The sequence below is a fragment of the uncultured Candidatus Thioglobus sp. genome (assembly GCF_963981275.1).
Classification (GTDB): Bacteria; Pseudomonadota; Gammaproteobacteria; order PS1; family Pseudothioglobaceae; genus Thioglobus_A.
The window spans coordinates 1-26,115 of sequence record NZ_CAXCCZ010000014.1 but is presented as its reverse complement, the minus strand read 5'-3'; the positions used below and the strand labels follow the sequence as shown (position 1 = coordinate 26,115).

Below are 26,115 nucleotides of genomic sequence, written 5' to 3'. Positions count from 1 at the left end.
TTTATTTAGAGTCTTTGTTGCTATCTACAACTTTAGCTTCGATGATCTCATCTTTAGCATCTTTACCATCTAGCTTGTCATTTTCACCATCTTTCATAGACTTTTTAAAGCCCTTGATAGCGCCACCTAGGTCACCACCAATATTTTTAAGGCGTTTACCACCAAACAGTAGTAATACAATAACTAAAATAATAATCAGTTCAAAAGGTCCTGGCATCATAATTCTCTCCTATTTTTATTTGTTAATTTCTATTGGCTTTTTCTTCTAACCCCGACAAGCCAAAGCGTCTTGATAATTCTTGCTCTATTTTATCGACTTCTATGTCTTTGTGTCGTAGTAATACTAACGTATGGAACCATAAATCTGCCACTTCATAGATAATTTTGTCATTTACGCCATCTTTAGTTGCCATAATCACCTCAGCAGACTCTTCACCGATTTTTTTTAAAATTTCATCTGTGCCTTTATTATACAAAGAAGCCACGTAAGAGCTATCAGCACTTGCACCTTTGCGCTGCTCTAAAATTAGTTCTAATTGTTTGAAAATATCATCCATATATATCCTTTGGGTCTTTAATAACTTTGGTCATTGTCTGCCAGTTATTGTTATCTAATTTTTGAAAAAAGCAAGAGGCTCTACCAGTATGACAAGCAATGCCACCTATTTGTTCAATTTTTAGAAGAATAACATCACGATCACAATCGGTGTAAATCTCTTTAATTTTTTGCGCATGTCCAGACTCTTCACCCTTGAACCAGAGTTTCTGGCGCGAGCGCGAGTAATACACCGCTTGTTGTTTTTCAATTGTCAATGATAGTGCTTCTTGATTCATCCAAGCAAACATTAAAATCTCACCTGTTTGGTGATCTTGAGCGATTGCAGGTATCAAGCCTTGCTCATCAAATTTTACTTGCTCTAATGCATCCATAGTGTGCGTCAATCATCGGATAAAATGATTAATTTTACCGCTACCCATCTTGTATATGAAATTATTTGTTTTCGCTTTGTTTGTCTCATTTAGGGCGCTGGCCAATGTAGGTGATTTCTCACTCCATAGTGATCAATCTTTATACATTGTAGATGGTGATAGTGTGAGTTTGCAAATGCGCCTTGCTGATATTGATACGCCAGAAATTAAACAAAAATGTCGTGAACATGTTAACCGAGTGATTGATTGTGGGCGATTGTCGAAACGCTATTTGCAAAGACTGCTTAAAAGTCTTCCTGGAGAAATTGCGATAAAGCCGATAGGTATCGATCATTATCAGAGAATTTTGGTTCGAATTTATAAGGGAAATACTAATATTGGCAAACTTATGGTGGAGTCGGGCATGGCATTTTCTTACAAAGATGCCTACCAGCAAGAAGAGGATTTAGCCAAAGCGGAAAAACTCGGTTTTTGGGGTTTTTATACTCCGCCGATTGAGCCCTATAAATGGCGCAAATTAAACCGCCATTAGATTTATCTCATGGTTACCAACTCTTCTGCGCTTGAAGGGTGAATCGCCACCGTATCATCTAGCTGTTTTTTAGTGGCACCCATTTTAATAGCCACAGCAAAGCCTTGTAGCATCTCATCTGCGCCATGACCCATGATATGACAGCCTACAACTTTTTCATCATCCCCTTCGCAAACCAGTTTAAGTGCTGTCGTTGTTTTGTGATCTAGTAGGGCATCTGCCATTGGGGTGAACTCTGATTTATACACTTTAACTTGGTTAAATTGTTCATTAGCCTGAGCTTCAGTTAAGCCAATGGTGCCGATAGGTGGATGTGAAAAGACAACAGTAGCAATATTGTTATAGTCAAGGTGTCGATCTGTCATACTGTTATATAAACGATCAGACAGTCTTCGACCGGCAGCAATAGCCACCGGTGTGAGTGGTGCACGGCCTGTTGCATCACCCAGTGCGAAAATATTGTCAATATTAGTAGCTTGGAATTTATCAGTTGGAATAAAACCACGTTGGTCAGAATCAACTCCGGCATTTTCCAATCCTAAATGCTGAGTCATTGGGTTGCGTCCTACTGCCCAAATAATAACATCAAATCCAGAAAAATCACCTTTGTTGGTATGTAGAGTTTTCTCTTTTGAAACTTTATCAATTTGAATATTATGATGAAGTTTGATACCATGATTAGCATAATCTTTATTCAGCGCATCTTGAATCATTGGATCAAATCCACCTAGGAGCTTGTCAGCTCTACAGAAAATTTCGACGCTGGACCCAAGTGCATTTAGTACGCCAGCAAGCTCTACACCAATATAACCACCACCCACAACAGCTACTTTTGCAGGTAGGTCTTCTAGCTCAAAAAAACCATCTGAGGTAATTCCATATTTCGCCCCTTCAACATGAGGCACAGCAGGCTCACCACCGGGTGATAGAACGATAGTATCAGCACTATACTCAACACCATTGACACTAACTGTATGCTGATCAACTAATTTACCAAAGCCGTGAATATAGTCAATACCTAGCTCTTCTAAATAGCCATCGTACCAAGTGGTAATGCCCTTAATATAGTTATCTCGACCTTCCTTTAAGGTTTTCCAAGAGAAGTTTTTGAGTTCCACATCAAAACCAAAACCTTTGGCACTGTTAATTTGTGTGGCGGTATTAGCGGCAAACCACATAACTTTTTTCGGCACGCAACCTACATTAACACACGTACCACCAATCGTTTTAACCTCAATAACACAACATTTTTTACCATATTCTGCAGCTCTTTCTACTGCTGACAGACCGCCAGATCCGGCACCAATTGCAATCATGTCATAATGTGTTGTCTTCTCAGGCTGTTGTGTATTATTTGTTGTCATATTTTTTTCCTTAATTTTAAAGATAATAGGCAAGGCCTATATCTGCTAATAGCCAGCCTTTAAGCTGGCTTCGATAAATTTGTCTAAATTACCATCAAGCACATCACCCGTATTGGATGACTCTACGCCAGTACGTAAATCTTTAATACGAGATTGATCTAGTACATAAGAGCGAATTTGATGTCCCCAGCCTATATCAGATTTGGCATCCTCTAATTCTTGACTTTCGCTATTGCGCTTTTGCATTTCAAGCTCATAGAGTTTTGATTTTAACTGCTTCATGGCTTGATCTTTGTTGGCATGTTGTGAGCGCCCATCTTGACACTGAACTACGGTATTCGTGGGTAAGTGAGTGATTCGTACAGCTGAATCGGTTTTATTAACATGCTGGCCACCGGCGCCACTGGCACGATAGGTATCAATACGGATATCAGTTTTATTGATTTCGATATCAATATTGTCATCTACCTCTGGTGAAACAAAAACCGAGCAGAATGAAGTATGACGTTTACCGTTGGCATTAAATGGGGATTTTCTGACCAAGCGATGAATACCAATTTCACTCCTCAGCCAGCCGTAGGCGTATTCGCCGTCAAAATGAATGGTAGCAGATTTGATGCCAGCCACTTCACCCGCTGAAGCCTCCATTAGCTTGACACTAAAATGGTGTTTTTCACCCCAGCGTAGATACATACGTAGCACCATTTCCGCCCAATCTTGGGCTTCAGTACCACCAGAGCCTGATTGAATATCTAGATAGGCTGAGTTGGCATCTAAATCACCGTTAAACATGCGCTCAAATTCTAGTTTGGCAATAGCCGTTTCGATAGAGTTTAAATCATCCTGAATGCCTAAAACAGTGTCCTCGTCATTTTCTGCTTGTGCCATATCAAGCAATTCTTGCGCATCTTCTAAAATATTGTCTGCGCGTTCGAATGTTTGACAAATATTTTCCAGTTTAACTTTTTCCTGACTTAATGCTTGTGCCTCATCTGGGTTTGACCAGAGGGCTGGGTTTTCCATTTCAAGTAGAACTTCTTCTAAACGACCCTGTTTTTCCTCGAGCTCTAGATGAGCGGAGAGTATTTTTGCTCGTTCAAGCAGGTCGTTAATTTTTTGATAAGTGGGTGATAGTTCCATGGTCTTGATTTTACTATTGAGTGGGCATAAAAAAAGCCCCAAACGGGGCCTTTTTAAGAAAATAAGTTAATTTATTTTCTTAAACCTAAGCGTGAGATTAAATCAGAATAGGCATCTACATTTGAACCTTTAAGGTAAGTCAACAATTTTTTACGTTGAGAAACCAAATGTAGTAGACCTCTTCTTGAGTGATGGTCTTTTTTATGAGTTTGGAAATGCTCAGTTAAATGCTTAATGCGCGCTGTTAATAAAGCGACCTGCACGTTAGTTGAACCAGTATCTCCATCTGTAGTTTGGTATTCTTTGATAATTGCTTGTGTATCAATTGACATAATAAATAATTCTGAAACGTAAAATAATAAAGGGTTAATTATACGCTAATTTGATTAATTGTTCTAATACTTGAACTAAATAAGTTAATAAAAATCCTGCTCACCTTCAGGGCGTGTTTTGAAGCGTTTATGTATCCATAGATATTGTTCAGGGAATTTTAAAATTTGAGCTTCCAGTATCTGGTTAGTTATTGTGGCGCTAATGGCTGCGTCAGTATTAGGGTAGTTTTCAATAGGCGCCTCAAAGCTCATGCTATAGCCAGAGTCGGTACGAATGAAGAAGTAGGGGATTACTACAGTATTTTCACCTTTAGCCAGTCTTGCTGTGGCAGATACAGTGGCAGTCTGAATGCCAAAAAAAGGGGCAAAGATACATTTGTCTAGTCCTAAGTCTTGGTCAGGTGCATACCAAATAGGCAATTTGTTTTTAATGGCTTTAAGCATGGACTTGGTGTCTTTGGTTTTGATCATGGTGGCACCATTATCAACAAAGCCTTTACGCATAGTTTCATCAAATAAGGCATTATTTTGAGGGCGATAAATATTGGCTATATGATGCTTGAGTAACAGCGCACGAGATCCAAGCATGAGCGGCATAAAGTGTGCGGCCAGTAAGATGACACTTTGTTGATTATTAATGGCTGTTGTTAGGTGGTGTTCGTTGTGAACACTAAGCATAGATGAGACTTTATCATTGGTTGCAAAATAAGCATTAGCCGTCTCAAAAATAGACACACCCAAAGCTTCAAAATTTTGACGAACGAGTGCTTCTACTTCGGATTTACGCTTATTAGGAAAGCAACGAGAGATATTAATAAAAGCGATTTTTCTAAATCTACCCAACAAAGGGTATAAAGCCATGCCCATTATTTTTCCAAGCGTAACTTGTACTTTAAAGGGTAATTTGGCGCCAAATTTCATAAGACTAATGAGTAGCCAAGTTGGCAGAAATTTAGGATGATAAAATTGTCGATTATTCATTAAAATACCATTTATGCCTTATATTAGTCAGAGCTTTATTGATGATCTTCCCAATCAAATCGACATTGTTGATTTGATCAATAAACGCGTGCCACTTAAAAAATCTGGCAGTGATTATCGTGCACCGTGTCCATTCCACGGAGGAAAAAATAGCAACTTCGCTGTGAATGCTCACAAGCAATTTTATCATTGTTTTAAGTGTGGTGAGAGTGGGGGTGCTATTAGTTTTATTCAAAAATTTGATAACTTAAATTTTGTAGAAGCAATTGAAACCATTGCCAGTGAATGCGGGCTGGCCATAGAGTATGACTCAAACGCTAAACCTGTTGACCCAAGATTTGAACGCTATCGATCATTATCAAAAAAAGTGAGTGATTTTTATGGAATGCAGTTGCGCAATTCTCCCGCCAAAGATAAGGCGGTAAATTATGCAAAGTCCAGAGGCATTAGCGGTGAAATTGCCAAGCGGTTTGAGTTAGGTTTTGCAACCCCAAGTAATAAGGACTTGTTGCTACATTTTGACAATAGTGAGCAAGAGGTAGATGATTTAAAAATACTGGGTTTGGTTAAAGAGGGTCAATATGGAGATTACGATTTCTTTCGGGATCGGCTTATGTTTCCTATTCATAATACCAAGGGTGATGTTATTGCTTTTGGTGGTCGAGCCTTTGAACAAGAGGTAAAGGCTAAATATTTAAACTCTTCTGAAAGTGTTATTTTTTCAAAATCCAAAGAGTTGTACGGCTTGCATCATGCGCGTAAGCACTCCAGATCAATGGATTATATGCTGGTGGTAGAGGGTTATATGGATGTCGTAGCACTCCACCAGGCTGGCATTACTAAAGTGGTTGCCACACTTGGAACTGCAACTAGCACTGAGCATTTACAAATATTAATGCGCACAACCAATATTATCGTATTTTGCTTTGATGGGGATGATGCGGGTCGCGCAGCTGCTTGGAAAGCTCTTAAGATTACTTTGCCAGTCATGAAAGCAGGCACAACATTTAAGTTTTTATTTCTACCTGATGGTGAAGATCCGGATTCTTTAGTGAAAAAAGAGTCTGCCAAGGCTTTTGAAGAGCGCATTTCTAAAGCTCAACCCTTATCTCAATTTTTATTTGAACACCTGAAATCAGAAGTTGATTTTGATACTATCGAAGGTAAAACGCTATTTCTAGAAAAAGCCACAAATCTAATAACGTCAGTTAATTACGAAGTCTATCAACAGCAGTTAATGGAGGGCTTGGCCCAAATGGTAGGCCAAAGTATTGATCAAGTTCGATCAGTTGCAGAGCAACAGCCTCAGACGCCAGAGCTGCCACCTGTGTATGCAGATATAGAGCCAGATTTTGACGATACTGGCGAGGTTGACTTGTCTAGTTTTTCAGATGGTGAGGACTTACAACCCGTACACAAACCTGCAGTCCAACACTCTAAGACAAAGGCGCTAATGTCAAAGATGATCACTTTATTATTAAATTATCCGGCTTTGGCAGATTCAACCATTGAGGTTAGAGTGCGCACTATTGAAAATTCTCAAGTACTATTGGAATTAGTGAGGTCGGCGCAAATTGATGAAGATATTTCTCAATCTGAGTTGATTAAGCCATTTCAAGACAAACAGGGGATTTTTACTCGACTTAAGCAGTTGTGCGTGCTCGAGCCTCATTTAAGCGAGGTTCAGGCTCGAGAAGAATTTTTATCTATTTTGACTGCCATAGAAAATCAACAACATGCCGAGCAGATTAAATCTTCTATTCATCATGCTCACACCTTGGAAGATCAACAAAAAATTATGCAGGGCATTCTCAAAGGAAAGCGTAGAACTTAAGGATTGGCGCTTAGTTTAATCGCAGTATCGTTGGTTAAAACACGCTTCATAGTGTCGTTAAAAACCATAGCGGCAGAGTTTGATCCTTCACATTTATTTTTAAGATCAGGTCTTTTGTAGACATAACATTTTTTTGGATAATCCAGTCTTACCGCCATGATGTACTTAGGATTTTTAACAGGCACAAAGCCGGTAAAGAAGGTGCGTTTGGCACCATCTTTGTGATATTTTCCATTCACCACCATCTCTGCAGTGCCTGTTTTTCCAGCAACGTTATAACCTTTGATTCGTGCACGATAACCTGAGCCTTTCCACGAAGCAACCGCATCGAGTAAGCCGGCTATTTTGTGTGTGGACTCTTTACTGAAAACCTGTGTACTTTGCTCATAACTCGGCATATTTTTAACCAGTTTTAATGGCATTACTGATCCTTCATTGGCAAATACCAAATAAGCTTTGGCTAATTGCGCTAAATTAGTTTCCATTGGCCCGTGCCCAAAAGACAGTGTGCGTTTATCTGCCAGACTCCAAGACTCATAATGCCTGAGTGAGCCAGAATTTTCAATACTCGGAACTAGGCTTAAAGGGCGGCTAAATCCAAGCTTACTCCAAGTGCTGTACATGTCTTCTTTACTAAGGCGTTCAGAGACGTTAACAGTGCCTAAGTTGTGAGATTTTTGCAAGATTTTTTTAACGGTAATGGCATCGCCATACTTTCTAACTTCACGATTGGTTCTAAGGTGGCCAATAGACTTGCTGACATCAATCAGTTCATCTTCTTCTGCGGTGATTTTTCCCTGGTCTAATGCCAAAAGCATGGTGAATGGCTTCATGGTTGACCCTGGCTCCACCTTATCAGATAAAACACGATTTCGATAATGACTCGGATTGTACAAGCTTTTGTCATTAGGGTCATCAGCAGGATAGTTAACCATGGCCAAAACTTCGCCATTTGGTGCTAGAATAATGGCCGATCCTGAGTCGGCCTCATGCTTTAAAACTGATTTTTTAATCGCTGCATAAGCATGGTATTGAATATCTGTATCGATTGTTAACTCAATATTTTGACCGTGTAAGAGTTCTGACTTTATATGAGGATTAAAATAAGCATTGTTGGCATTATTTGTAAAATTTAAATGTTTTTTACCATCGACACCAGCCAATATGTTTTCAAATTCTGCCTCAATTCCTGAGCCTCCTTTGTTTTCAGAATTGACTCGCCCGAGTAGTGGTGCCATGGAGGCTGATTTTGGATAGTATCTTTGAGTATCTTGCCTTAAGGCTAGCGCTTGTCCAATCCTCTTTTTGGCGCATTTATTAATCATTATCTTTTCACCCTCTACAGACTGCACCCCTAGAGTGTTAAGCACCTTATCGAGTAAGCTAATTTTGGCGTGACCAGGCTTTGTTGTGCAGACCTCAACTCTCTGTTTTTTAAAATCAGTTAGCTTGTCAAGAATTGGATCAGTAAGCGTTAGGTTTTTTTTAATAGGTAAATAGCGTGATTTTATCTTTCTTTTTTTAGCCAATAACGCACTTAATTCCGCCTCATTCATGTTGAGCGCTTGCGCTAGGCCTGGAATGAAAGCTGGATCAATCAGCATCGGATCTAGTATGACGCGTTTGAGTAATCTGGAACTGGCCAATATGTTGCCATGTCGATCCAGAATATCCCCTCTTCTGGCACTATTGATTTGAACTTTATTAGCCTGATTATGAGCTCGATCTTGCACCGAGAGGCCAGGTTGATGGGTGTTTGAAATAGAAATCGCTTGATAAGAAAAAATACTAAATAAAGCTACAAATATAAATTTTACAAAGCCTTGTCGACGCCAATAACCTTGGACTCTTTCAAGGCCGGGCAGGGATTTAAATTGAAATAAACTCATAGCGCAAGATTCCCCTTGTACCATTTGCCAAAGTCTTTTGTTTGAGCTTCATGCATGCCTAGTGTATTAATGGCATGGGTTTTAATCTCATCTCCATTCATAATTTGAGAATGCTCACTTAGTAGTTGTTTGTTGAGTGCTATTATTTGGTGATGCTGTGTATTACTGTATTTAATTTGTTTGTATAGTGTGTAGATTTGGTGATGCCAAACAATACTCAATAAGCTTAAAATAATAATACTAACGAATAACACTAGGTTGAATTGAAGTTGCGATATGCGGACAGACAGCATTAGTTTTTCTCAGCCACTCTTAGAATGGCGCTACGAGAGCGTTTGTTATGTCCGACTTCGTCTTTACTGGCAAATTGTTTGCCCAAGTCTTTAAATGGCATTTTTTGTATGGCTTGGTCAAAAATTGGCAAGCCTTTTGGCAGTGATTTTTGTCGTGAATTTTTTTGAATAAAGCGTTTGACAATGCGATCTTCAATAGAATGAAAGCTAATAATAGAGAGTCTGCCTTGGTGGCTTAATATTTCTTTAGAATGCTCTAGGGTGTCAGAGAGTTGTTTAAGTTCTTGGTTAATGAAAATACGAATAGCTTGAAAAGTTCGTGTTGCTGGGTGTTTTTTCTTCTGACCTCTGACTACTTCACTGACAATATTAGCCAATTGTAAAGTGGTTTCTAGCGGCTGTTCTAATTGAAACTTCTTGATACGACTGGCAATATGACGAGATTTCTTTTCATCGCCAAATTGATAAATAACGTTGGCAATTTCTTCTTCACCAGCTTGCGCCAGCCACTGCGCAGCACTCAGACCGGTAGTTTGATTCATGCGCATATCTAACGGACCTTCTGCCATAAAACTAAAGCCACGATCTGCATTATCCAGTTGCGGTGATGAAACACCCAAATCCATCAAAATACCATCTATCTTGCCGCTTAAACCCATTTCGCTAATGACTGTGTGCATCTGTGCAAAAGGGCTGTGGATTAGGGTTAAACGAGGATCGTTGAAGCTTTTTTTGGCGTATTCAATAGCGCTGATGTCTTGGTCAAAAGCAATCAACTGAGCTTGGTCGCCTAGGCGTGCTAAGATTCCTTGTGAGTGGCCGCCACGACCGAAAGTGGCATCAATATAGATACCATCTGTAGTTAAATTAAGCGCATCGATAGATTCATCAAACATCACCGATTGATGATGATGTGAGGTTGTCATAGTGACAATTGGGAGATTTCTATCGGAATTTGCTCTTTTTTACTTAACTCATCTAGATTGTCGAGTTGTTCGTTCCAAATTTTCTCATCCCAGAGTTCAAAGTTGTGACCTTGGCCACTAAGAATGATTTTTTTACCGATATTGGCATACTCTCTTAATGCGCCAGGAATTAAGATACGGGCAGCTTTATCTAGATCACAATCGGTTGCATGCCCAATTAATTTGCGCTTTAAACGTTTAGTATGAATGTTTAAGGAAGGCAGGGCGCTAACTTTTTCTTCCAGCGCTTGCCAATCCTTTAGTGGATATAACAATAAGCAGGGATCATCAGGATGGATGCTAAGCACCATCTGCCCTGCACAAATCTCATCGATTTGCACCTGGTGACGTGTAGGAACTTTTAGTCGCCCCTTTGCGTCAACGGTTAAATTGTGTACTCCTCTAAACATTTTTTATGGGTGCTAGACAATCGTTGCAAATCCCAACGAAAGAATAACTGCTGCTGATGCGTAGATAAATGTATGTAGTAAAGTGTCCATGATCTCTCCCCTTTAGTGGTTGATTGGTTTCATTATTTATAACTCTCCTCAAGTAGCTATAAATGACATTTTATACCACTTTGTACCACTTTAAACCACTTTATCATAAATTTAATATAAATAACAAGAGGTAAAAATATTGGAAAAAATAGAAATGACTGAAAATACAGTGATAATAAGGGTTGTAGAGCATTGATAAAGAGTTAAAAAACCTTAATTTTGATTAAAAATCAAGGTTTTACAGGGTCGATAAGCGAGAAAATGCTTAAAAATATTTAAAAAAATAGGTGACTATAAAAATTTAGGATTTTTTAAAAATGAAGCTTAGCCACCAACAGTTTCAGGTCCCATGAGTAGCGTTGGCAGGTAGGTTGATATTGATGGAATAAAGGTGATAATCATTAAGAATCCAAGCATCAGTAGCAACCATGGCAGGGTTGCCTTGATAACTTTAATGAGTGGCATGCCAGTAATACTGGAGGTGACAAAGAGATTGAGCCCTACAGGTGGCGTGAGCATGCCAATCTCCATATTAACTACCATCATAATACCAAGGTGAATCGGGTCAATGCCCATCTCCATAGCAATAGGAAATAAAATAGGTGCCATGATTAAGAGTACTGCAGATGGCTCCATAAAATTACCTGCAATCAGCAGTACTAAATTAACCATCAACAAGAAGCCCCAAATTGGTAACCCGTATGCAATGATGGTTTCGGCAATTTCATGTGGAATGCGCTCGTTGGTAAGCACAAAAGAAAACAGCATGGCGTTAGCAATAATGAACATCAGCATAATAGAGGTTTTTGCTGATTCTCTAATAACGAGTGATATTTCACTAATTTTGATATCTCTATAAACAAATACGCCTAAGATAAAGGCGTAGACAGCGGCGACAGCGGCTGCTTCTGTTGGGGTAAAAATACCACCGTAAATACCACCCATGATAATAACCACCAAAAATAATCCGCCAGAGGCTTTGGTGAGTGTTTTAATAAAATGCTTAAAACCTTTAAAAGGTACACTTGGATAGCCTTTGACTCGAGCAGTAAAGTAAATGGCAATCATCATCATTGAGCCAATGATTAGCCCTGGAATAACGCCAGCTAAAAACATTCTACCAACAGACACTTCAGTCGCTGCGGCGTAAACCACCATGACAATTGAAGGGGGAATTAAAATACCCATGGTGCCGGCCGAGCTAATTACGCCGGCTGCGTAAGATTGTGGATAGCCTTCTTTAACCATGCCGGCTATAACGATAGAGCCAATAGCAATAACCGTGGCAGGGGAAGATCCAGAGATAGCGGCAAACATCATACATGCTAAAACCGATGCCATTGGTAGTCCACCTTTGATCCAGCCGATGCTAGCAATGGCAAAATCAACTAGGCGTTGTGCCGAGCCACCTTTTGATAAAAAAGAGGAAGCTAAAATAAAAAATGGAATAGCCATGAGAGTGTAGTGTTCCATGGCACTAAACAAATGGCCTGCAAGCGAGGCTAGAGATTCACTACCAAATAAGACAATAACAGTAACGCTTGACAAGCCAAGTGAAAAAGCCACAGGAACGCCCATGGCCATTAAGCCAAAAAGCATGAAGAATAGGGTGAAAATAATCATTCTTTGTAGTCGTTGATGTGTGCTTCAAAATGCATGGTGGTGGTTTTATTATTAATAACATCCATCATTACTTCAATCAGTCGATAAAACATCAGGGCAAATCCTAGAGGCAGGATAATCTTAGCTTGCCACTCTAGTACTGGAAGGTCCTCCATTTCTATTTCGATATCTTTAAGTAAAGCGACATATTCATAGCTACCGATAAACATGATAATGACAAATGCCATGCAAGCTGAAATGGCAAATAGAGTAATTATTTTTCGATTTTTTTCAGCAAATAAATTCACCACACTGTCGACTGCAATGTGCGCACCACACTTAATAATATAAGAGGCACCAAGTAATACCAGCCAGGCAAATAAGTAGGTGGTGACTTCAAGCGCCCAAACTGCACCCGAATTAAACACATAGCGGGCCACTACTTGTGAAAAAGTCAGCAGTGTCATTGAGCTGAGTAGCAGCGCAATAAGCCACTCTTCGGCATGGTTGATGAATTTAGAAAGTTTCATTTAAAAAACCTTTGTATTATTATGAGTGCAATATTGCATAAATATTTTCCTTGAAAGGTAGAGGTTTGACTCATATTCATAATAATACAAAGATTTCTAAAAAAACACAACTCGAAAGCTGTGTTTTTATTAGAATCTTAGTTTTTAGCGTTACACTGCTGTACTGCAGCAATGTTATCTTTACCAACTTGATCTTCAAACTGTGACCAAACAGGCTTCATTGCACTAACCCATTGTTGCTTTTGTGCATCAGTTAGTGTGTGAATGTTGGTCTTGCCAGAGTCAGCGACAGTTTTCATATCTTTAACAGCTGCGTCTAACGCAAATTGAGTCACTTCAGCAGTCACTTCAGTAATAATTTGATCTAGCTGTAGGCGGATATCAGACGGCAGGCTATTCCAAAAGCGTTTGTTAGTAACAAGTGCGTACTCTAAAACGCCATGGTTAGAGATGGTTGTGTCTTTTTGTACTTCAAAGAACTTTTTAGAGCGAATGTTAGACCAAGTGTTCTCTTGACCATCAATAACGCCGGTTGCTAGCGCATTGTAAACTTCAGAAAAAGCCATTTTCTGCGGATTAGCATCAACAGCCTCAAACTGTGCTTTAAGTACATCAGAGCTCATGATACGGAATTTCAAACCTTTGGCATCTTCAGGCTTGATTAAAGGGTGGTTGGCAGAGATTTGCTTCATGCCGTTTAGCCAATAACCCAAGCCTTTGATACCTTTTCTTTCGGTAGCACCTAAGAGTGCTTGGCCTTTGGCAGAATCAGTGAAACAGTTAAGTGCTTGCGGATTTTTAAACAAAAAAGGCAAGTCGAATAATGCCCATTGTTTGGTGTATTTACTAAATTTAGACAGTGATGGCGCGGCTAGTTGTACGTCGTTTAATAAAAGCGCCTTTAAAACAGCTTTATCGCCATAAAGTTGAGAGCTTGGATAAACCTCAACACGCACTTTTCCACCTAAGCGTTCATCAACCATTTTTTTAAGCAACATGGCGCCTTTGCCTTTAGGGGTGGCCTCTGTGGTCACGTGTGAAAATTTAATGACAATTTCTTTAGCGGATGCCACTGGTGATGCAATTAGCCCCATTGCGATGAGACTAGATGCGATTAGTTTGATATTTTTTTTCATTATGCTCTCCTCTGAGATATTAATTATATAAATTGTTCAAGGTTAAAGAACCAAGAATAAGTCTGAGTATAGTGTAGATTTTTAGTTATAGATAGGCGGATTTCCGCCGATTGGCTATTAGGATAAAAATGCACTACGATTAATATCGTACTTTAATAGTTTTTCATTGAGTGTGCGCCTAGGGGTTTTAAGGAGTTCGCAAACTTGAGAGATGTTGCCCGAACACTCGATCATGGCCTGGGTGATTAATTGTTTTTCAAAATCCTGCATGACACCACGTAGATTTTTGTTAAATGTGTTGCCTATATCAATCATTTCAGTAGGTGATACTGACAATAAATGTGATATAGAAGTATTGACACTACGATTGAGCAAAATAAATTGTTCTGCAATTTGTTTTAATTGCTGTTGATTTCCTGGCCAATCATAAGCAGACAAGGCAATGATATCTTGCTCTGATAATGTTGGAATAGAAGTTTGATAATGTGCTGCGGACTGCGCTATGTAGTGATTAAATAGTTCAAAAATGTCCTCTCGGTGCTCCCTTAATGCCGGAACGAGAAGTTTTCTGCCATTTAATAAAGTGCAGATTTTATTCAGGATGGTGTGTGTCTTTTCTGCCGTTATAGGGCTGGCAATAGAATAAATAAATCTAGGTAATGTTGATTCTGATTTACACACTTGTGCTGCAATTTTGTCTGTTAATAATTCTAGAAGTTTGGATCGACTCTCTAGTGGCAGCTGATCTAAGTTTTCTAAAAATAAACTTCCTTGACTTGCCCTGGATATAGAGTTGCCTTCTTCAAGGAAATGTTTTTCAAAAAACCGCTCAGAAATAATAATGCAGTTGATATGCACAAAAGGCTTTGTACCGAATTGACTATGCTGATGCAGGGTTTTTGCCACTAAGGCTTTTTCTACGCCTTTTTCTCCAATGATTAAAACGTTGTCCCTAGTATTGGCACAGCTTAGTAGTTGAGTATTAAAATCTTGCAAACCTAGACTGTTGCCTAGGGGATGGGCATTGAGCTTTCTGAATTCTAAATTTGTATGGTATTTTTCGATTGCCAATTCTGCCATTTTTTGCAAATCTTGAGGGTTGAATGGCTTGGCAATGAAATTATAAGCGCCGTGCTTAATCGCCTCTACTGCCGTGGTAATATTGCCATGGGCGGTTATCATGATAAGTGGCGGTGAATTTTCCCCAGATTGTAATGCGTCGAGAACCTCCATGCCGCTCATTTGAGGCATTTTGAGATCACAAATTACCACGCCAACATTATGCTTATGTAATTCTGAAAGCATTTTTTTGCCACTAGCGTAGGCTTTGGCTAAAAGTTTGGCGCGAGAAAAATAATCCAATAGCGATTCTCGCATGGCTTGATCATCATCAACAATAATAATTATCGGTGGGCTAGGCTCATTCATGTGGCAATTGGCAAGGTGATAATAAAAGTAGAGCCAGAGTTGATGTTATTGTGCGCACTTAGGGTTCCATGTAGCTCGTGAATGATATTATGAGATATAGTTAAACCAAGTCCTAAGCCAACGCCTGAGGGTTTGGTGGTATAGAACGGATCGAATAAAATTTGAAGTGTTTCTTCGGCAATGCCCGTACCTGTGTCTTCAACCTTGATAACTAGATTTTGCTGATCTTTAATAGATAAACTAATGGCAATGCGTTTTTCATCGGAAAATTCAAGTGCCGCTCTGGAATTGTTAATTAAATTAACTAAAACTTGCTCAATGCGAACCTGATCTCCTTTAACTATATAGGGCTTGTCCTCAAACTCCAGTGAGAGTTCAATGTTATCTTGTTTAAGTGCGGGCGAGATAATCATAAGTGCACCATTAAGCGCATCTCTAATGTCAACCTTGGATAGAGAATTATCTCCAGTATGGGAGAAAAAGTGCAGTTGTTGTGAGATTTTACTCATACGATCTACCAAGGCGTCTAATTTTGGTAGAACGTTATTTTCGTGATTGTTGTTTTCTGAAAGTTGAGCTCCGGCAATATAGGTTTTCATGGCAGATAATGGCTGACCTAATTCATGGATGATGGATGCTGATAGCTGCCCCATAGCGGCTAATTTGCTAGCCCTCTCAATTTTCGTTTGCGCAATACGAAGCTCACCTTCTACTTGGTGTCGGTGTTCAATCTCAGTTTTAAGTAGGTCGTTTAATTCTCTAAGATTGGCTGACTCTTTTAGTGATGTTTGGAGTTTGTTGCTTGACTGCGATAGCCACCATAATAATACAATCGTAAGTGCCGCTAACAAGGCAAACCCCATCTTGGTCCAACTAACAATAGCAAGTTGATTAATACGATCAACAGGTGTTAGATAATGTATGGTCCAATTGGTGTCTTGAATTTTATTTGATTGATGCACGTAAGTTGCCTCATCAATAGTTAGTTGATCTTTTTTGTTGGTTATGGCATCTGAGAGTGGGCGAAGACCTTGATCGGAAAATTGTTTCTGCAGCTGAATATTTGCAAGCTGAGAGGCTTTTAATGTTTTAAGAGTGCGATATTTCCATGGGGTCTTGGAGCTAAGAATAACAATACCGTCTTGGTTGGTTACAAATAGATCCTCTCCAGCATCTATCCAAATGTTTTCCAATATGCTTAGATCAATTTTGGCGACAGTCACTGCCACAATGCTATCGTTATCCTTAACACCTGTAGAAATATAAAATCCGGGTTTTTTTGAAGCGGTACCAATGCCGAAAAATTTGCTATTTTTGCCAAGCATCGCCTCTTTAAAATAAGGTCTAAAAGCGAAATTTTTACCAACAAAGCTAGCTTTGTTGCGCCAGTTGCTGGCAGATAGGGTGGTTCCAGATCTATCCATCACGTACAGCTCATTGGCGCCAGAAGCATGTTTAATATCTTCCAAAGCCATATTTGCTAAATCTGATTTTTGCATAGACCATTCAATCAGCTGCTTATCTCTAGCAATAACAAAAGGTAGAAAGTTAAAGCGTGTCAGTTCGTTATGTAAAGAGTTTTGATACAAACCAATGCGCTCAATTGCTTGCAACTTTAAGTCATTTGTATGAGAATTGATAGTACTGTGATAAACAAAAAAACCAATAGATAATGATATAAAAATACCAATAACACTAATTTTAATAGATTTAGAAATCACATTTATTTTCGGGTATGGTAAGTGGAAATCCACCTATCTTGTGTCTTGAATTATAGCTATCTTAATGATAGTTTATTGATGATTTTGGCGCTAATCTCTTCAATGGAGGTTTGAGTGGTATCGATAAAAGGGATGTTGTTGCTATGATATAAATCCTCTGCACGTTTCACCTCGCTTTGACATTGTTTTAATGAGGCGTAGCTACTATTACTGCGGCGCTCATCTCGAATTTTTTGTAAGCGAATGGGGTTGATGGTCAGGCCAAATAATTTGTGTTTATGTTGCTGTAGGCTTTCGGGTAGTTGAGTATTGTCCAAGTCTTGTTCGATAAGTGGATAGTTAGCTGCGTTAATACCATATTGTAGAGCCATGAACAAGCAGCTGGGTGTTTTCCCGGATCGGGATACGCCAACAAGAATAAGGTCGGCGTTTTCATAACTTTTAGAGCCCAATCCATCGTCACTGCCTAGGGCGAAATTAATGCTGCTAATTCTGTCAGAGTAATTATCATTATGATTTACACCGTGCGATTGTCCGGCAGTGTGTGAAGATTTTAGATCTAGTGAGCGCTCCATTTTTGAGATAAAGGTATCAAAAAAATCAAAAAATATACAATTACTTTTTGATAGAATATCTCGGTATTCAGCATCAATTTGAGTGCTGAATACCAAAGCTGGCTCACCTGTTTTTATAGAGGCGCTATTGACTTTTACAGCAGCAGCATTAGCTTTATCCAATGTGTCGATAAAAGATAGGTGGATTTTATTAAAATCCACACCTTCAAATTGACTAAGAAGACTACCGCCTAATGCCTCTGCCGTAATTCCTGTACGGTCAGATATAAAAAAGACCGTTCTATTTTTAGCGCTTTGCTTGACCAAGATGCGACCAGGTTTTTACTACAGTATCAGGGTTGAGTGAAATACTGGTGATCTTCTGTTCCAGTAGCCATTGTGCTAACTCTGGATGATCAGAAGGGCCTTGTCCACAGATGCCGATGTATTTATTTTGCGCATGGCAGGCGTTGATCGCCATAGAAATCATCTTTTTAACTGCAGGATCTTGCTCGTCAAATCCATCAGCAATAATGCCAGAATCACGATCCATTCCAAGCGTTAGTTGCGTCATGTCATTTGAACCGATAGAGAAGCCATCAAAATATTGTAAGAATTCATCAGCTAGCACCGCATTTGAAGGCAACTCGCACATCATAATCACTCGAAGGCCATTAACACCACGCTCAAGCCCGTTGACTTTTAGAAGTTCAATCACTTGTTTGGCTTCATTTAAGGTTCTGACAAACGGAATCATAATCTCTACATTGGTCAATCCCATTTGTTCTCTAACTCTTTTAATGGCTTGACATTCGAGTTCAAAACAAGCTTGAAAATCTTCTGATAAATACCTGGCCGTTCCTCGAAAGCCGATCATAGGGTTTTCTTCGGTAGGCTCGTATCTAGTGCCTGCGTAAAGATTTGCATATTCGTTGGATTTAAAATCCGACATTCTAATAATAACGGTATTTTTAGAAAATGCAGCCGCAATTGTGGCAATGCCTTCGGTAAGTTTTCCAACGTAGAATTCAAGCGCAGAGCTATAACCTGCTGTTCTTTGTTGAATTTCTGCCTGCATGTCATCTGGTAATTGGTCAAACTCTAACAGGGCTTTTGGGTGAATGCCAATGGTTGTATTGATGATAAATTCTAAGCGCGCCAGTCCAACGCCAGCGTTAGGAATACTGGCAAAATCAAATGCTCTACTTGGGTTACCAACATTCATCATGATTTTAGTTGGGATTTCAGGCAAGGCATCAACTGACAGTTGAGTGTGTTCAAAATCAAGTATGCCTTCATAGACATAACCTGTATCACCTTGGGCGCAAGAAGCGGTAATAGGAGTTTGGTCAGTTAGTATGTCAGTTGCATTGCCGGTGCCCACAATGGCAGGTACACCTAATTCGCGAGCAATGATGGCAGCATGACAAGTACGTCCCCCACGGTTAGTGATAATAGCAGAAGCACGCTTCATCACAGGCTCCCAATCTGGATCTGTCATGTCAGTGACCAAAACATCTCCTTCTTGTACTTGGTCCATTTCAGAAATATTGCTAATCACACGAGCAGGGCCGTGTCCAATTTTTTGACCAATCGCTCTGCCTTCGATTAGTACGGGTGATTCTTGTGTTAATTTATATCTATCTATTGTATGTGAGTTATTCTCTCTACTCTTAACAGTTTCCGGACGAGCTTGAACAATGTAGAGTTTGTTGTTGCCACCATCAAGCGCCCATTCGATATCCATCGGTCTTTGGTAGTGCTGTTCAATGATGATAGCGTAACGAGCTAATTCTTGGATTTGGTCATCATTCAAACTAAACTGCTGCTGTTGTTCCTTAGGAACAGACTCAATAGCTACAGTGCTTTTTAAGTCATCATAAGCGTAAGTCATTTTGATTTCTTTAGAGCCTAATGTGCGACTAAGAATGGCCAGTTTGTTGGCTTGCAGTGTAGGTTTGTGTACATAAAATTCATCAGGGTTAACAGAGCCTTGAACCACAGTCTCTCCAAGTCCATAAGCAGAAGTGATAAATACAGTTTCATCAAACCCAGATTCGGTGTCAATGGTAAACATAACGCCACTAGCGCCAATGTCGCTTCTGACCATTTGTTGAATGCCTGCAGATAAGGCAACTTCTGAATGCTCAAACCCTTGATGTACACGATATGAAATGGCTCGATCATTATAAAGCGAGGCAAAAACTTTCTTGATGGAGCTAAATATGTCATCAATGCCGTGGACATTAAGATAGGTTTCTTGTTGTCCGGCAAATGAGGCCTCAGGTAGATCTTCGGCCGTTGCAGAAGATCTAACAGCGAAAGTTGCTTCTGAGCCCAGTTGTTTTTCTAGTTGTTGATAATTAGTGACAATGTCATTATGTAGTGCATCTGGAAATTGAGATTCTTGCACCCAATTACGAATAGTTGAGCCTACTGAGGTTAATGCTTGAATATTGTTAGGGTCTAGATCTTTAAGCAGCTCGTTAATTTTTGTTTTTAGATTGTTGTGATCTAAAAACATTTCAAACGCATAAGCTGTTGTTGCAAAGCCACCAGGCACTCGAACGCCTTTACTAGACAAAGCGCCAATCATCTCTCCTAAAGAGGCATTTTTCCCACCCACGCTTTCCACATCAGTAATACCAACTTTATCTAGCCAAACAACGTAATCACTCATATATCCCCCTTGGTTATTGTGATTAAAACAATTAAATATTTAGTCAATATTTTATTTTGATTTAGGTTACTCATAATATAGGATGAAATTTGATATGTCACTTTATTATTATAATAATATTTCATATTATGAAAATAGTTCGTTATATTATGAAAAAAAAAGCCAGGCGAGACGGGTTTATGTATGATATTCTTTATCCTAATAGGATATAAGGTTGGACCATTTTGATATTAATATTTGGTTTTTCGGTATATTGACATTGAAATAATATTTTTTTACAAGGGGAAGTATGAAATACCATTTAATTAACAAGGAGTCTATTGATACGGTACTTGATAAAGCTAGACAATATCGATCTTTACTAGAGCCTGATTTGGCGATCAGTATTTGTATTGATGTCTTTGCAGTTGATCCCGATAATCAACAGGCATTAGTAGTGTATATCTTAGCGTTAACAGATCAATTGGGACTGAGCAATGTCAAGATTTCACACAAGAAAATTACAGAGACTATTAATAGGTTAGATTCTGAATTCCACAGGCATTACTACACAGGCATCTTTTTAGAACGAAAAGCAAGAGGACTGTTGAAGCATGCCATGTCACATTCTTTTGCTTACAAAGGTTTGATGGAGGCAATTGCCAAATATGAAATTGCTGAAAAAATGGCACCCAAGCATTGTTCTGACCCAATTTTGCGCTACAACAGCTGTCTTCGTACTATAGAGAAAGAAGGGCTACAACCTAGAAAGGAATTCGATGAACTTTTTTAATCATACCGCAACCCGCAAAAAATGGATGGCCATTGCTGGCTTGATATGGCTTTCATATCTTGGTTTTCATCTGTTAAGTCTGCTTAATTTCCATTCAGGAAAAACAGCTTTTAATGAGTTTTACCAATGGTTTTCACAAACGCCTTTTTATGGATTTATGGTTGTATTGCTAATCGCAACACTATCTTTTCATGTGATAACGGCTGTATCTCGCCAACTAAGTAACAACTCCAGCGCAGGCACCAGATACCAGAAAAAATATCCTGAGGCCATTCCTAGAGTCGCAGCTTGGGGTGGTGCAGCTACATTATTTGCATTTATTGTTTTCCATTTTGTGCAAATGACTTTGCTGATTGATAAGGCTGATTTGTACCAGTCAATGGTATCTATGTTTTCCAATCCAATAATGTGGGTTGTTTACGCACTGGGTTTGTTAACTTTAGGTGCACACCTACACCACGGATTAACCAATGTATTGCAGACATTTGGTCTATCGTCCAAGCATCATCATGGTGTTGCCATTGCCATTGTGGCAGTTATTATTGTTAGTTTTATTAGTATTCCAGTGAGTGTTATATTATGAGTAATCTTTATGCAAATGAGCCAACAGGTCCTTTAGAAAGTCGCTGGGAAAAGCATTTATTTAATTTATCTTTAATTGCACCACAGAATCGTAAAAAACACAAAGTTATTGTGGTGGGCACGGGCCTTGCTGGCGCTTCATTATGCGCCACGTTAGGAGAGGCGGGTTATCAAGTAAGCTCTTTTTGCTTTCAAGATTCACCACGTAGAGCGCATTCTATTGCTGCACAAGGTGGCATTAATGCAACAAAGAATTATCAAAATGATGGCGATAGTGTCTGGCGTTTATTTTATGACACGATTAAGGGTGGTGACTTTAGAGCAAGAGAGTCTAATGTTTATCGCTTAGCGGAGTTAAGTGGTAATATTATTGATCAAGCTGTGGCACAAGGTGTGCCTTTTGCAAGAGAATATAGTGGTTATTTGGCTAATCGTTCGTTTGGTGGCACTCAAGTATCTCGTACTTTTTATGCACGCGGACAAACGGGTCAACAACTATTACTTGGCGCTTATCAAGCGCATAGTCGTCAGTTAGAAAATGACAATGTTACTCATCAATCAAGATCAGAGATGCTTGAAATTATTATGGTTGACGATAAGGCTCGTGGCGTTGTTGTTAGAGATCTGGTGACGGGTGAAATTTCAGCACATACAGCCGACTGCGTTATTTTATGTACAGGTGGTTATAGTAATGCGTTTTATTTGTCTACTAATGCTAAAGGCTGTAACACCTCGGCAACTTGGCGTGCTTACAAACAAGGCGCATATTTTGCTAATCCGAGTTTTACCCAAATTCACCCAACTTGCGTTCCACCGACAGGTGAAAATCAATCTAAGTTGACGCTAATGAGCGAGTCTTTGCGTAATGATGGGCGTATTTGGGCACCAAAAAATATTGAAGATTGTGAAAAAAATCCAGCCGATATTAAAGAAGAAGACAGAGATTATTTTTTAGAAAGAATGTATCCGGCTTTTGCCAATCTTGTTCCTAGAGATGTGGCATCACGTGCTGTTAAACATATTTGTGATCAAGGTCATGGTGTCGGTAGTAAGATTCATGGCCAACGTTTAGGTGTTTATCTTGATTTTAGTGCGATTATTGAAAAATTAGGCCTGGATGCGGTTGCAGAAAAATATGGTAATTTGTTTGATATGTATTCAAGCATTACGGGTGAAGATCCTTATCAAACGCCAATGAAGATTTATCCGGCGCCACATTACACCATGGGTGGATTATGGGTTGATTACAACCTAATGACGTCTGTAGAGGGTTTATTTGCAGGTGGTGAGGCTAATTTTTCTGACCATGGTGCTAATCGTTTGGGCGCTTCTGCATTGATGCAGGGGTTAGCAGACGGGTACTTTATTTTGCCAAAAACAGTGGCGAATTATTTATCCAGAAATCCGTTAGCTGAAGTGGATGATAACCATCCTCAAGTTGTGCAAAGTTTAAAAGCAGTTAGAGATCGTATTCAACAATTAATGCATGCACCGCAACCAAAACACTCACCAGAATATTTCCATCAAAAGCTAGGAAAAATATTATGGGAAGCTTGTGGCATGTCTCGAGAAGCAGATAGATTAAACCAAGCTATTGGTGAAATTGCAGAATTGGAGGCACATTTTTGGCAAAATATTAAAGTCACGGGTGTTGATAACGATTTAAACCAAACATTAGAGCGTGCAGGGCGAGTGGCTGATTTTATCGAGTTAGGTAAGCTAATGTGTCAAGATGCACTAATGCGAGAAGAGTCTTGTGGTGCACATGCTAGGGTAGAGTATTTGTCTGAAGGTGGTGAAGCTAAGAGAGATGATGATGATTTTTCATTTGTGGGCGCATGGGAATATAAACCTGAACAGCCGATGCTGCACAAAGAGCAGCTTAACTATGAGTTTATTGAACTGACTGTGAGGAACTACAAATGAATTTTACTCTACATATTTGGCGACAAAAAAATAGCGATATTAGCGGAGAATTTGTTACCTATAAGATCGATAATATTGACGAAGATACTTCATTTTTGGAGATGCTTGATCAGCTTAATGAGCAACTTATTGCGCAAGATCAAGACTGTATTGTGTTTGACTATGATTGTCGTGAAGGTATTTGTGGCGCTTGTTCACTGGTTATTAATGGTTATCCACATGGCGATAAGAAAGCCACTACAACTTGTCAGTTGTATATGCGTGATTACAAACATCAAACTGAATTATGGGTAGAGCCTTGGCGCGCTGAGTCATTTCCAGTAATCAAAGATTTAACAGTTGATCGCACATCGTTCGATGATATTATTCAATCAGGCGGATATGTATCTGTACATACAGGATCAGCGCCTGAAGCAAATGCTTTGCTAGTGGATAAGCATAGTGCAGATGAAGCATTTAATTCGGCAACTTGTATCGGCTGTGGCGCTTGTGTGGCTGTTTGTCCAAATGCATCAGCGACACTGTTTGTTGCGGCTAAAATTACACATTTGTCGTTGTTGCCTCAAGGCAAGATCGAAGAGCAAGATCGGGCTAGAAAAATGTTCCAGAAAATGGAGAGTGAGGGTTTTGGCAGTTGTTCAAATCATCGCTATTGTGAACGTGTTTGCCCTAAGGGGATTACAGTTTCAAATATCACCAAGATGAATCAAATCCTTGGTTGGACATAGGTACGATATAAATTTACTTTTTAATACAATAAAATAAAATTATGATAACTCAAGAAGAATTACACCAACAAGCACTCGACTACCACCAAGGCGAGCGTCCTGGAAAGTTAGTTGTTTCATCACACAAGCAATTAGCCACTAAAGAAGACCTTAGTTTGGCGTACACACCAGGCGTTGCTGCACCTTGTCGTGAAATTGCCAAAAATCCTGATTTGGTTAATAATTACACCATTAAAAATAATTTAGTAGCGGTGATTACTGATGGTTCTGCGGTATTAGGGCTGGGCAATATTGGTCCATTAGCCTCTAAGCCAGTTATGGAAGGTAAGGCGGTGCTATTTAAACACTTTGCTGATGTAGATGTCTTTGATATTGAAGTTGACACTCAAGATGTTGAAGAATTTATTCAGACGGTTAAAAATATTGCGCCAACTTTTGGTGGTATTAATCTAGAAGATATTTCTGCACCTCGTTGTTTTGAAATTGAAAAACGCCTGATCGAAGAATTAGACATTCCTGTTTTTCATGACGACCAACACGGTACAGCGATTATTATCGCTGCAGGGCTTTTAAATTCAATTGAAATCCAAGGAAAAAATATTGAAACTGTTAAGCTGGTTTGTCTAGGTGCAGGATCAGCGGGCATTGCCACGCTCAATCTTTTGTGCGAGCTAGGCCTGAAAAAAGAAAATATTTTGTTGGTTGATCGTGAAGGTGTTATTTCAACGAAAATGCAAGATGTGAGTGATGTTAAAGCGCAATATGCAGCTGAAACTGACAAGAAGACATTGGCTGACGCCATGCAAGATGCAGACATATTTATTGGCGTGGCTGCGGCTAATCTTGTCTCTCAAGATATGGTTAAGTCAATGGCAGACAAGCCAATTGTATTTGCTTTATCTAATCCAGACCCTGAAATTTCACCAGCTGATGCTAATGCTGTTCGTGATGATTTAATTATGGCAACAGGACGTAGTGATTATCCAAATCAAGTAAATAACGTATTAGGATTTCCTTTTATTTTCCGTGGTGCACTAGATGCTAAAGCCAGTGAAATAAATATTGAAATGAAAATTGCTGCCGTACACGCATTGAGAGATTTGGCAAAATTAGAGGTTCCTAAAGATGTTTTGACTGCCTACAACACTGACTCTATGAGCTTTGGAAAGGATTATATTATTCCTAAACCATTTGATAAAAGACTTATCGATATCGTGCCAAAAGCAGTTTACGATGCTGCTGTTGCTAGCGGTGTTGCAAGAATTTAAAAAAAACATATAAAAACTTCAAATTAACGCTTGCAAAGGCTTTGAGCCTATGGGATAATTCTGGATTGTTTTGGAGAGATTTACGAGTGGTTAAAGTATGTGGATTGTAAATCCATCGCCTCTGGCTTCGAAGGTTCGAATCCTTCTCTCTCCACCAAAAAGAGTAAGATAGGATTTGCGGGTATCGTATATTGGTATTACCTTGGCCTTCCAAGCCAATGAGACGAGTTCGATTCTCGTTACCCGCTCCAAGTGCAAGGTTGTGCTCACCTAGCTCAGTCGGTAGAGCACTTCCTTGGTAAGGAAGAGGTCGGCGGTTCAAATCCGCTGGTGAGCTCCAGTAATTAAATGTTCTAAACAGAGAGGAAGATAAAATGTCAAAAGAAAAATTCGAAAGAACCAAGCCCCATGTAAACGTGGGCACAATC

At 39.4% G+C, this 26,115-nt stretch carries 25 protein-coding genes and 3 tRNA genes; 10 read left to right on the top strand and 18 right to left on the bottom strand.

Going from position 1 to position 26,115, the window contains the following annotated elements:
• Position 1: 1 nt before the first annotated feature.
• The 3 genes from tatA to hisI are packed head-to-tail and all read right to left on the bottom strand — an operon-like array spanning position 2 to position 930.
• On the bottom strand, positions 2-220 hold the full coding sequence (gene tatA / locus ABNR88_RS03645) for a twin-arginine translocase TatA/TatE family subunit (protein ID WP_291928034.1): 219 nt from the start codon (positions 218-220) through the stop codon (positions 2-4).
• Between the two features lie 22 nt (positions 221-242).
• Positions 243-557: a phosphoribosyl-ATP diphosphatase gene (locus tag ABNR88_RS03640; protein WP_291928036.1), complete on the bottom strand. Its 315-nt coding sequence runs from the start codon at positions 555-557 to the stop codon at positions 243-245.
• The gene (gene hisI / locus ABNR88_RS03635) at positions 550-930 is read right to left on the bottom strand and encodes a phosphoribosyl-AMP cyclohydrolase (RefSeq protein ID WP_291928039.1); all 381 of its coding nucleotides are present in this window, start codon (positions 928-930) and stop codon (positions 550-552) included. Before hisI ends, ABNR88_RS03640 begins: the two co-directional genes overlap by 8 nt.
• Before the next feature lie 55 nt (positions 931-985).
• On the opposite strand from hisI, the gene ABNR88_RS03630 reads away from it, so the two are divergent.
• A complete protein-coding gene (locus ABNR88_RS03630; RefSeq protein ID WP_291928042.1) occupies positions 986-1,462 on the top strand; it encodes a thermonuclease family protein in 477 nt (158 codons plus the stop codon).
• Between the two features lie 2 nt (positions 1,463-1,464).
• Here ABNR88_RS03630 and gorA read toward each other — a convergent pair whose 3' ends face one another.
• From gorA to ABNR88_RS03610, 4 genes are all read right to left on the bottom strand, one after another.
• Complete coding sequence (gene gorA, locus ABNR88_RS03625; protein WP_291928045.1) at positions 1,465-2,826, bottom strand: glutathione-disulfide reductase; 1,362 nt, start codon at positions 2,824-2,826, stop codon at positions 1,465-1,467.
• Positions 2,827-2,871: 45 nt separating this feature from the next.
• Complete coding sequence (gene prfB, locus ABNR88_RS03620; RefSeq protein ID WP_291928048.1) at positions 2,872-3,966, bottom strand: peptide chain release factor 2; 1,095 nt, start codon at positions 3,964-3,966, stop codon at positions 2,872-2,874.
• A 71-nt stretch (positions 3,967-4,037) separates the two neighbouring features.
• Positions 4,038-4,298, bottom strand: coding sequence for a 30S ribosomal protein S15 (gene rpsO, locus ABNR88_RS03615; protein WP_291928051.1), 261 nt, complete (start codon positions 4,296-4,298; stop codon positions 4,038-4,040).
• Between the two features lie 84 nt (positions 4,299-4,382).
• Positions 4,383-5,279, bottom strand: coding sequence for a lipid A biosynthesis acyltransferase (locus tag ABNR88_RS03610; protein WP_291928054.1), 897 nt, complete (start codon positions 5,277-5,279; stop codon positions 4,383-4,385).
• Positions 5,280-5,292: 13 nt separating this feature from the next.
• On the opposite strand from ABNR88_RS03610, the gene dnaG reads away from it, so the two are divergent.
• Entirely contained in the window at positions 5,293-7,113 is a 1,821-nt protein-coding gene (gene dnaG / locus ABNR88_RS03605; protein WP_291928057.1) for a DNA primase, read from the top strand.
• On the opposite strand, the gene ABNR88_RS03600 is transcribed toward dnaG, so the two are convergent.
• The 11 genes from ABNR88_RS03600 to ppsA form a co-directional block, all read right to left on the bottom strand.
• Positions 7,110-9,002, bottom strand: a complete 1,893-nt coding sequence (locus tag ABNR88_RS03600) for a penicillin-binding protein 2 (protein ID WP_291928059.1) — start codon at positions 9,000-9,002, stop codon at positions 7,110-7,112. The two genes, dnaG and ABNR88_RS03600, sit on opposite strands and share 4 nt — an antisense overlap.
• Positions 8,999-9,295, bottom strand: coding sequence for a hypothetical protein (locus ABNR88_RS03595; RefSeq protein ID WP_291928061.1), 297 nt, complete (start codon positions 9,293-9,295; stop codon positions 8,999-9,001). Before ABNR88_RS03595 ends, ABNR88_RS03600 begins: the two co-directional genes overlap by 4 nt.
• Positions 9,295-10,221, bottom strand: a complete 927-nt coding sequence (gene rsmH / locus ABNR88_RS03590; protein ID WP_348670054.1) for a 16S rRNA (cytosine(1402)-N(4))-methyltransferase RsmH — start codon at positions 10,219-10,221, stop codon at positions 9,295-9,297. Before rsmH ends, ABNR88_RS03595 begins: the two co-directional genes overlap by 1 nt.
• Positions 10,218-10,670, bottom strand: coding sequence for a division/cell wall cluster transcriptional repressor MraZ (mraZ, locus tag ABNR88_RS03585; RefSeq protein WP_291928066.1), 453 nt, complete (start codon positions 10,668-10,670; stop codon positions 10,218-10,220). The genes rsmH and mraZ overlap by 4 nt, the downstream gene beginning before the upstream one ends.
• Positions 10,671-11,084: 414 nt before the next feature.
• Positions 11,085-12,383, bottom strand: coding sequence for a TRAP transporter large permease subunit (locus tag ABNR88_RS03580; RefSeq protein ID WP_291928069.1), 1,299 nt, complete (start codon positions 12,381-12,383; stop codon positions 11,085-11,087).
• Positions 12,380-12,892, bottom strand: coding sequence for a TRAP transporter small permease (locus ABNR88_RS03575; protein WP_291928072.1), 513 nt, complete (start codon positions 12,890-12,892; stop codon positions 12,380-12,382). Before ABNR88_RS03575 ends, ABNR88_RS03580 begins: the two co-directional genes overlap by 4 nt.
• A 137-nt stretch (positions 12,893-13,029) precedes the next feature.
• On the bottom strand, positions 13,030-14,028 hold the full coding sequence (locus tag ABNR88_RS03570; protein ID WP_291928077.1) for a TRAP transporter substrate-binding protein: 999 nt from the start codon (positions 14,026-14,028) through the stop codon (positions 13,030-13,032).
• A gap of 117 nt (positions 14,029-14,145) precedes the next feature.
• The gene (locus ABNR88_RS03565; protein WP_348670051.1) at positions 14,146-15,456 is read right to left on the bottom strand and encodes a response regulator; all 1,311 of its coding nucleotides are present in this window, start codon (positions 15,454-15,456) and stop codon (positions 14,146-14,148) included.
• On the bottom strand, positions 15,453-17,177 hold the full coding sequence (locus tag ABNR88_RS03560) for an ATP-binding protein (RefSeq protein ID WP_291928085.1): 1,725 nt from the start codon (positions 17,175-17,177) through the stop codon (positions 15,453-15,455). The genes ABNR88_RS03565 and ABNR88_RS03560 overlap by 4 nt, the downstream gene beginning before the upstream one ends.
• A gap of 56 nt (positions 17,178-17,233) precedes the next feature.
• Positions 17,234-18,058, bottom strand: a complete 825-nt coding sequence (locus ABNR88_RS03555; RefSeq protein WP_291928088.1) for a pyruvate, water dikinase regulatory protein — start codon at positions 18,056-18,058, stop codon at positions 17,234-17,236.
• Entirely contained in the window at positions 18,039-20,411 is a 2,373-nt protein-coding gene (ppsA, locus tag ABNR88_RS03550) for a phosphoenolpyruvate synthase (RefSeq protein WP_291928091.1), read from the bottom strand. Before ppsA ends, ABNR88_RS03555 begins: the two co-directional genes overlap by 20 nt.
• Positions 20,412-20,700: 289 nt before the next feature.
• On the opposite strand from ppsA, the gene ABNR88_RS03545 reads away from it, so the two are divergent.
• The 8 genes from ABNR88_RS03545 (at position 20,701) to ABNR88_RS03510 (ending at position 26,027) form a co-directional block, all read left to right on the top strand.
• Positions 20,701-21,183, top strand: a complete 483-nt coding sequence (locus ABNR88_RS03545) for a hypothetical protein (RefSeq protein ID WP_291928093.1) — start codon at positions 20,701-20,703, stop codon at positions 21,181-21,183.
• Positions 21,170-21,766 carry a hypothetical protein gene (locus tag ABNR88_RS03540; RefSeq protein WP_291928095.1) on the top strand — a complete coding sequence of 199 codons (597 nt, stop codon included), beginning with the start codon at positions 21,170-21,172 and terminating at the stop codon, positions 21,764-21,766. Before ABNR88_RS03545 ends, ABNR88_RS03540 begins: the two co-directional genes overlap by 14 nt.
• The gene (locus tag ABNR88_RS03535) at positions 21,763-23,691 is read left to right on the top strand and encodes a fumarate reductase/succinate dehydrogenase flavoprotein subunit (RefSeq protein ID WP_291928098.1); all 1,929 of its coding nucleotides are present in this window, start codon (positions 21,763-21,765) and stop codon (positions 23,689-23,691) included. The genes ABNR88_RS03540 and ABNR88_RS03535 overlap by 4 nt, the downstream gene beginning before the upstream one ends.
• Positions 23,688-24,419, top strand: coding sequence for a succinate dehydrogenase/fumarate reductase iron-sulfur subunit (locus ABNR88_RS03530; RefSeq protein WP_291928101.1), 732 nt, complete (start codon positions 23,688-23,690; stop codon positions 24,417-24,419). The genes ABNR88_RS03535 and ABNR88_RS03530 overlap by 4 nt, the downstream gene beginning before the upstream one ends.
• Before the next feature lie 41 nt (positions 24,420-24,460).
• On the top strand, positions 24,461-25,687 hold the full coding sequence (locus tag ABNR88_RS03525; protein ID WP_291928104.1) for a malic enzyme-like NAD(P)-binding protein: 1,227 nt from the start codon (positions 24,461-24,463) through the stop codon (positions 25,685-25,687).
• Between the two features lie 72 nt (positions 25,688-25,759).
• A tRNA-Tyr gene (locus tag ABNR88_RS03520) sits at positions 25,760-25,844 on the top strand.
• A 20-nt stretch (positions 25,845-25,864) separates the two neighbouring features.
• Positions 25,865-25,938: transfer RNA gene (locus tag ABNR88_RS03515), tRNA-Gly, on the top strand.
• Between the two features lie 13 nt (positions 25,939-25,951).
• Positions 25,952-26,027, top strand: a tRNA-Thr gene (locus ABNR88_RS03510).
• The last annotated feature ends 88 nt before the right edge of the window (positions 26,028-26,115 follow it).

Excerpts from the sequence above, each read along its gene's own strand:
- rpsO (WP_291928051.1), bottom strand. The coding sequence starts at position 4,298 with ATGTCAATTGATACACAAGCAATTATCAAAGAATACCAAACTACAGAT.
- ABNR88_RS03595 (WP_291928061.1), bottom strand. The coding sequence starts at position 9,295 with ATGCTGTCTGTCCGCATATCGCAACTTCAATTCAACCTAGTGTTATTC.
- ABNR88_RS03540 (WP_291928095.1), top strand. The coding sequence starts at position 21,170 with ATGAACTTTTTTAATCATACCGCAACCCGCAAAAAATGGATGGCCATT.
- gorA (WP_291928045.1), bottom strand. The coding sequence starts at position 2,826 with ATGACAACAAATAATACACAACAGCCTGAGAAGACAACACATTATGAC.
- hisI (WP_291928039.1), bottom strand. The coding sequence starts at position 930 with ATGGATGCATTAGAGCAAGTAAAATTTGATGAGCAAGGCTTGATACCT.
- dnaG (WP_291928057.1), top strand. The coding sequence starts at position 5,293 with ATGCCTTATATTAGTCAGAGCTTTATTGATGATCTTCCCAATCAAATC.
- ABNR88_RS03580 (WP_291928069.1), bottom strand. The coding sequence starts at position 12,383 with ATGATTATTTTCACCCTATTCTTCATGCTTTTTGGCTTAATGGCCATG.
- mraZ (WP_291928066.1), bottom strand. The coding sequence starts at position 10,670 with ATGTTTAGAGGAGTACACAATTTAACCGTTGACGCAAAGGGGCGACTA.
- ABNR88_RS03640 (WP_291928036.1), bottom strand. The coding sequence starts at position 557 with ATGGATGATATTTTCAAACAATTAGAACTAATTTTAGAGCAGCGCAAA.
- ABNR88_RS03570 (WP_291928077.1), bottom strand. The coding sequence starts at position 14,028 with ATGAAAAAAAATATCAAACTAATCGCATCTAGTCTCATCGCAATGGGG.
- tatA (WP_291928034.1), bottom strand. The coding sequence starts at position 220 with ATGATGCCAGGACCTTTTGAACTGATTATTATTTTAGTTATTGTATTA.
- ABNR88_RS03600 (WP_291928059.1), bottom strand. The coding sequence starts at position 9,002 with ATGAGTTTATTTCAATTTAAATCCCTGCCCGGCCTTGAAAGAGTCCAA.
- ABNR88_RS03545 (WP_291928093.1), top strand. The coding sequence starts at position 20,701 with ATGAAATACCATTTAATTAACAAGGAGTCTATTGATACGGTACTTGAT.
- ABNR88_RS03610 (WP_291928054.1), bottom strand. The coding sequence starts at position 5,279 with ATGAATAATCGACAATTTTATCATCCTAAATTTCTGCCAACTTGGCTA.
- ABNR88_RS03530 (WP_291928101.1), top strand. The coding sequence starts at position 23,688 with ATGAATTTTACTCTACATATTTGGCGACAAAAAAATAGCGATATTAGC.
- ABNR88_RS03565 (WP_348670051.1), bottom strand. The coding sequence starts at position 15,456 with ATGAATGAGCCTAGCCCACCGATAATTATTATTGTTGATGATGATCAA.
- prfB (WP_291928048.1), bottom strand. The coding sequence starts at position 3,966 with ATGGAACTATCACCCACTTATCAAAAAATTAACGACCTGCTTGAACGA.
- ppsA (WP_291928091.1), bottom strand. The coding sequence starts at position 20,411 with ATGAGTGATTACGTTGTTTGGCTAGATAAAGTTGGTATTACTGATGTG.
- rsmH (WP_348670054.1), bottom strand. The coding sequence starts at position 10,221 with ATGACAACCTCACATCATCATCAATCGGTGATGTTTGATGAATCTATC.
- ABNR88_RS03525 (WP_291928104.1), top strand. The coding sequence starts at position 24,461 with ATGATAACTCAAGAAGAATTACACCAACAAGCACTCGACTACCACCAA.
- ABNR88_RS03535 (WP_291928098.1), top strand. The coding sequence starts at position 21,763 with ATGAGTAATCTTTATGCAAATGAGCCAACAGGTCCTTTAGAAAGTCGC.
- ABNR88_RS03575 (WP_291928072.1), bottom strand. The coding sequence starts at position 12,892 with ATGAAACTTTCTAAATTCATCAACCATGCCGAAGAGTGGCTTATTGCG.
- ABNR88_RS03630 (WP_291928042.1), top strand. The coding sequence starts at position 986 with ATGAAATTATTTGTTTTCGCTTTGTTTGTCTCATTTAGGGCGCTGGCC.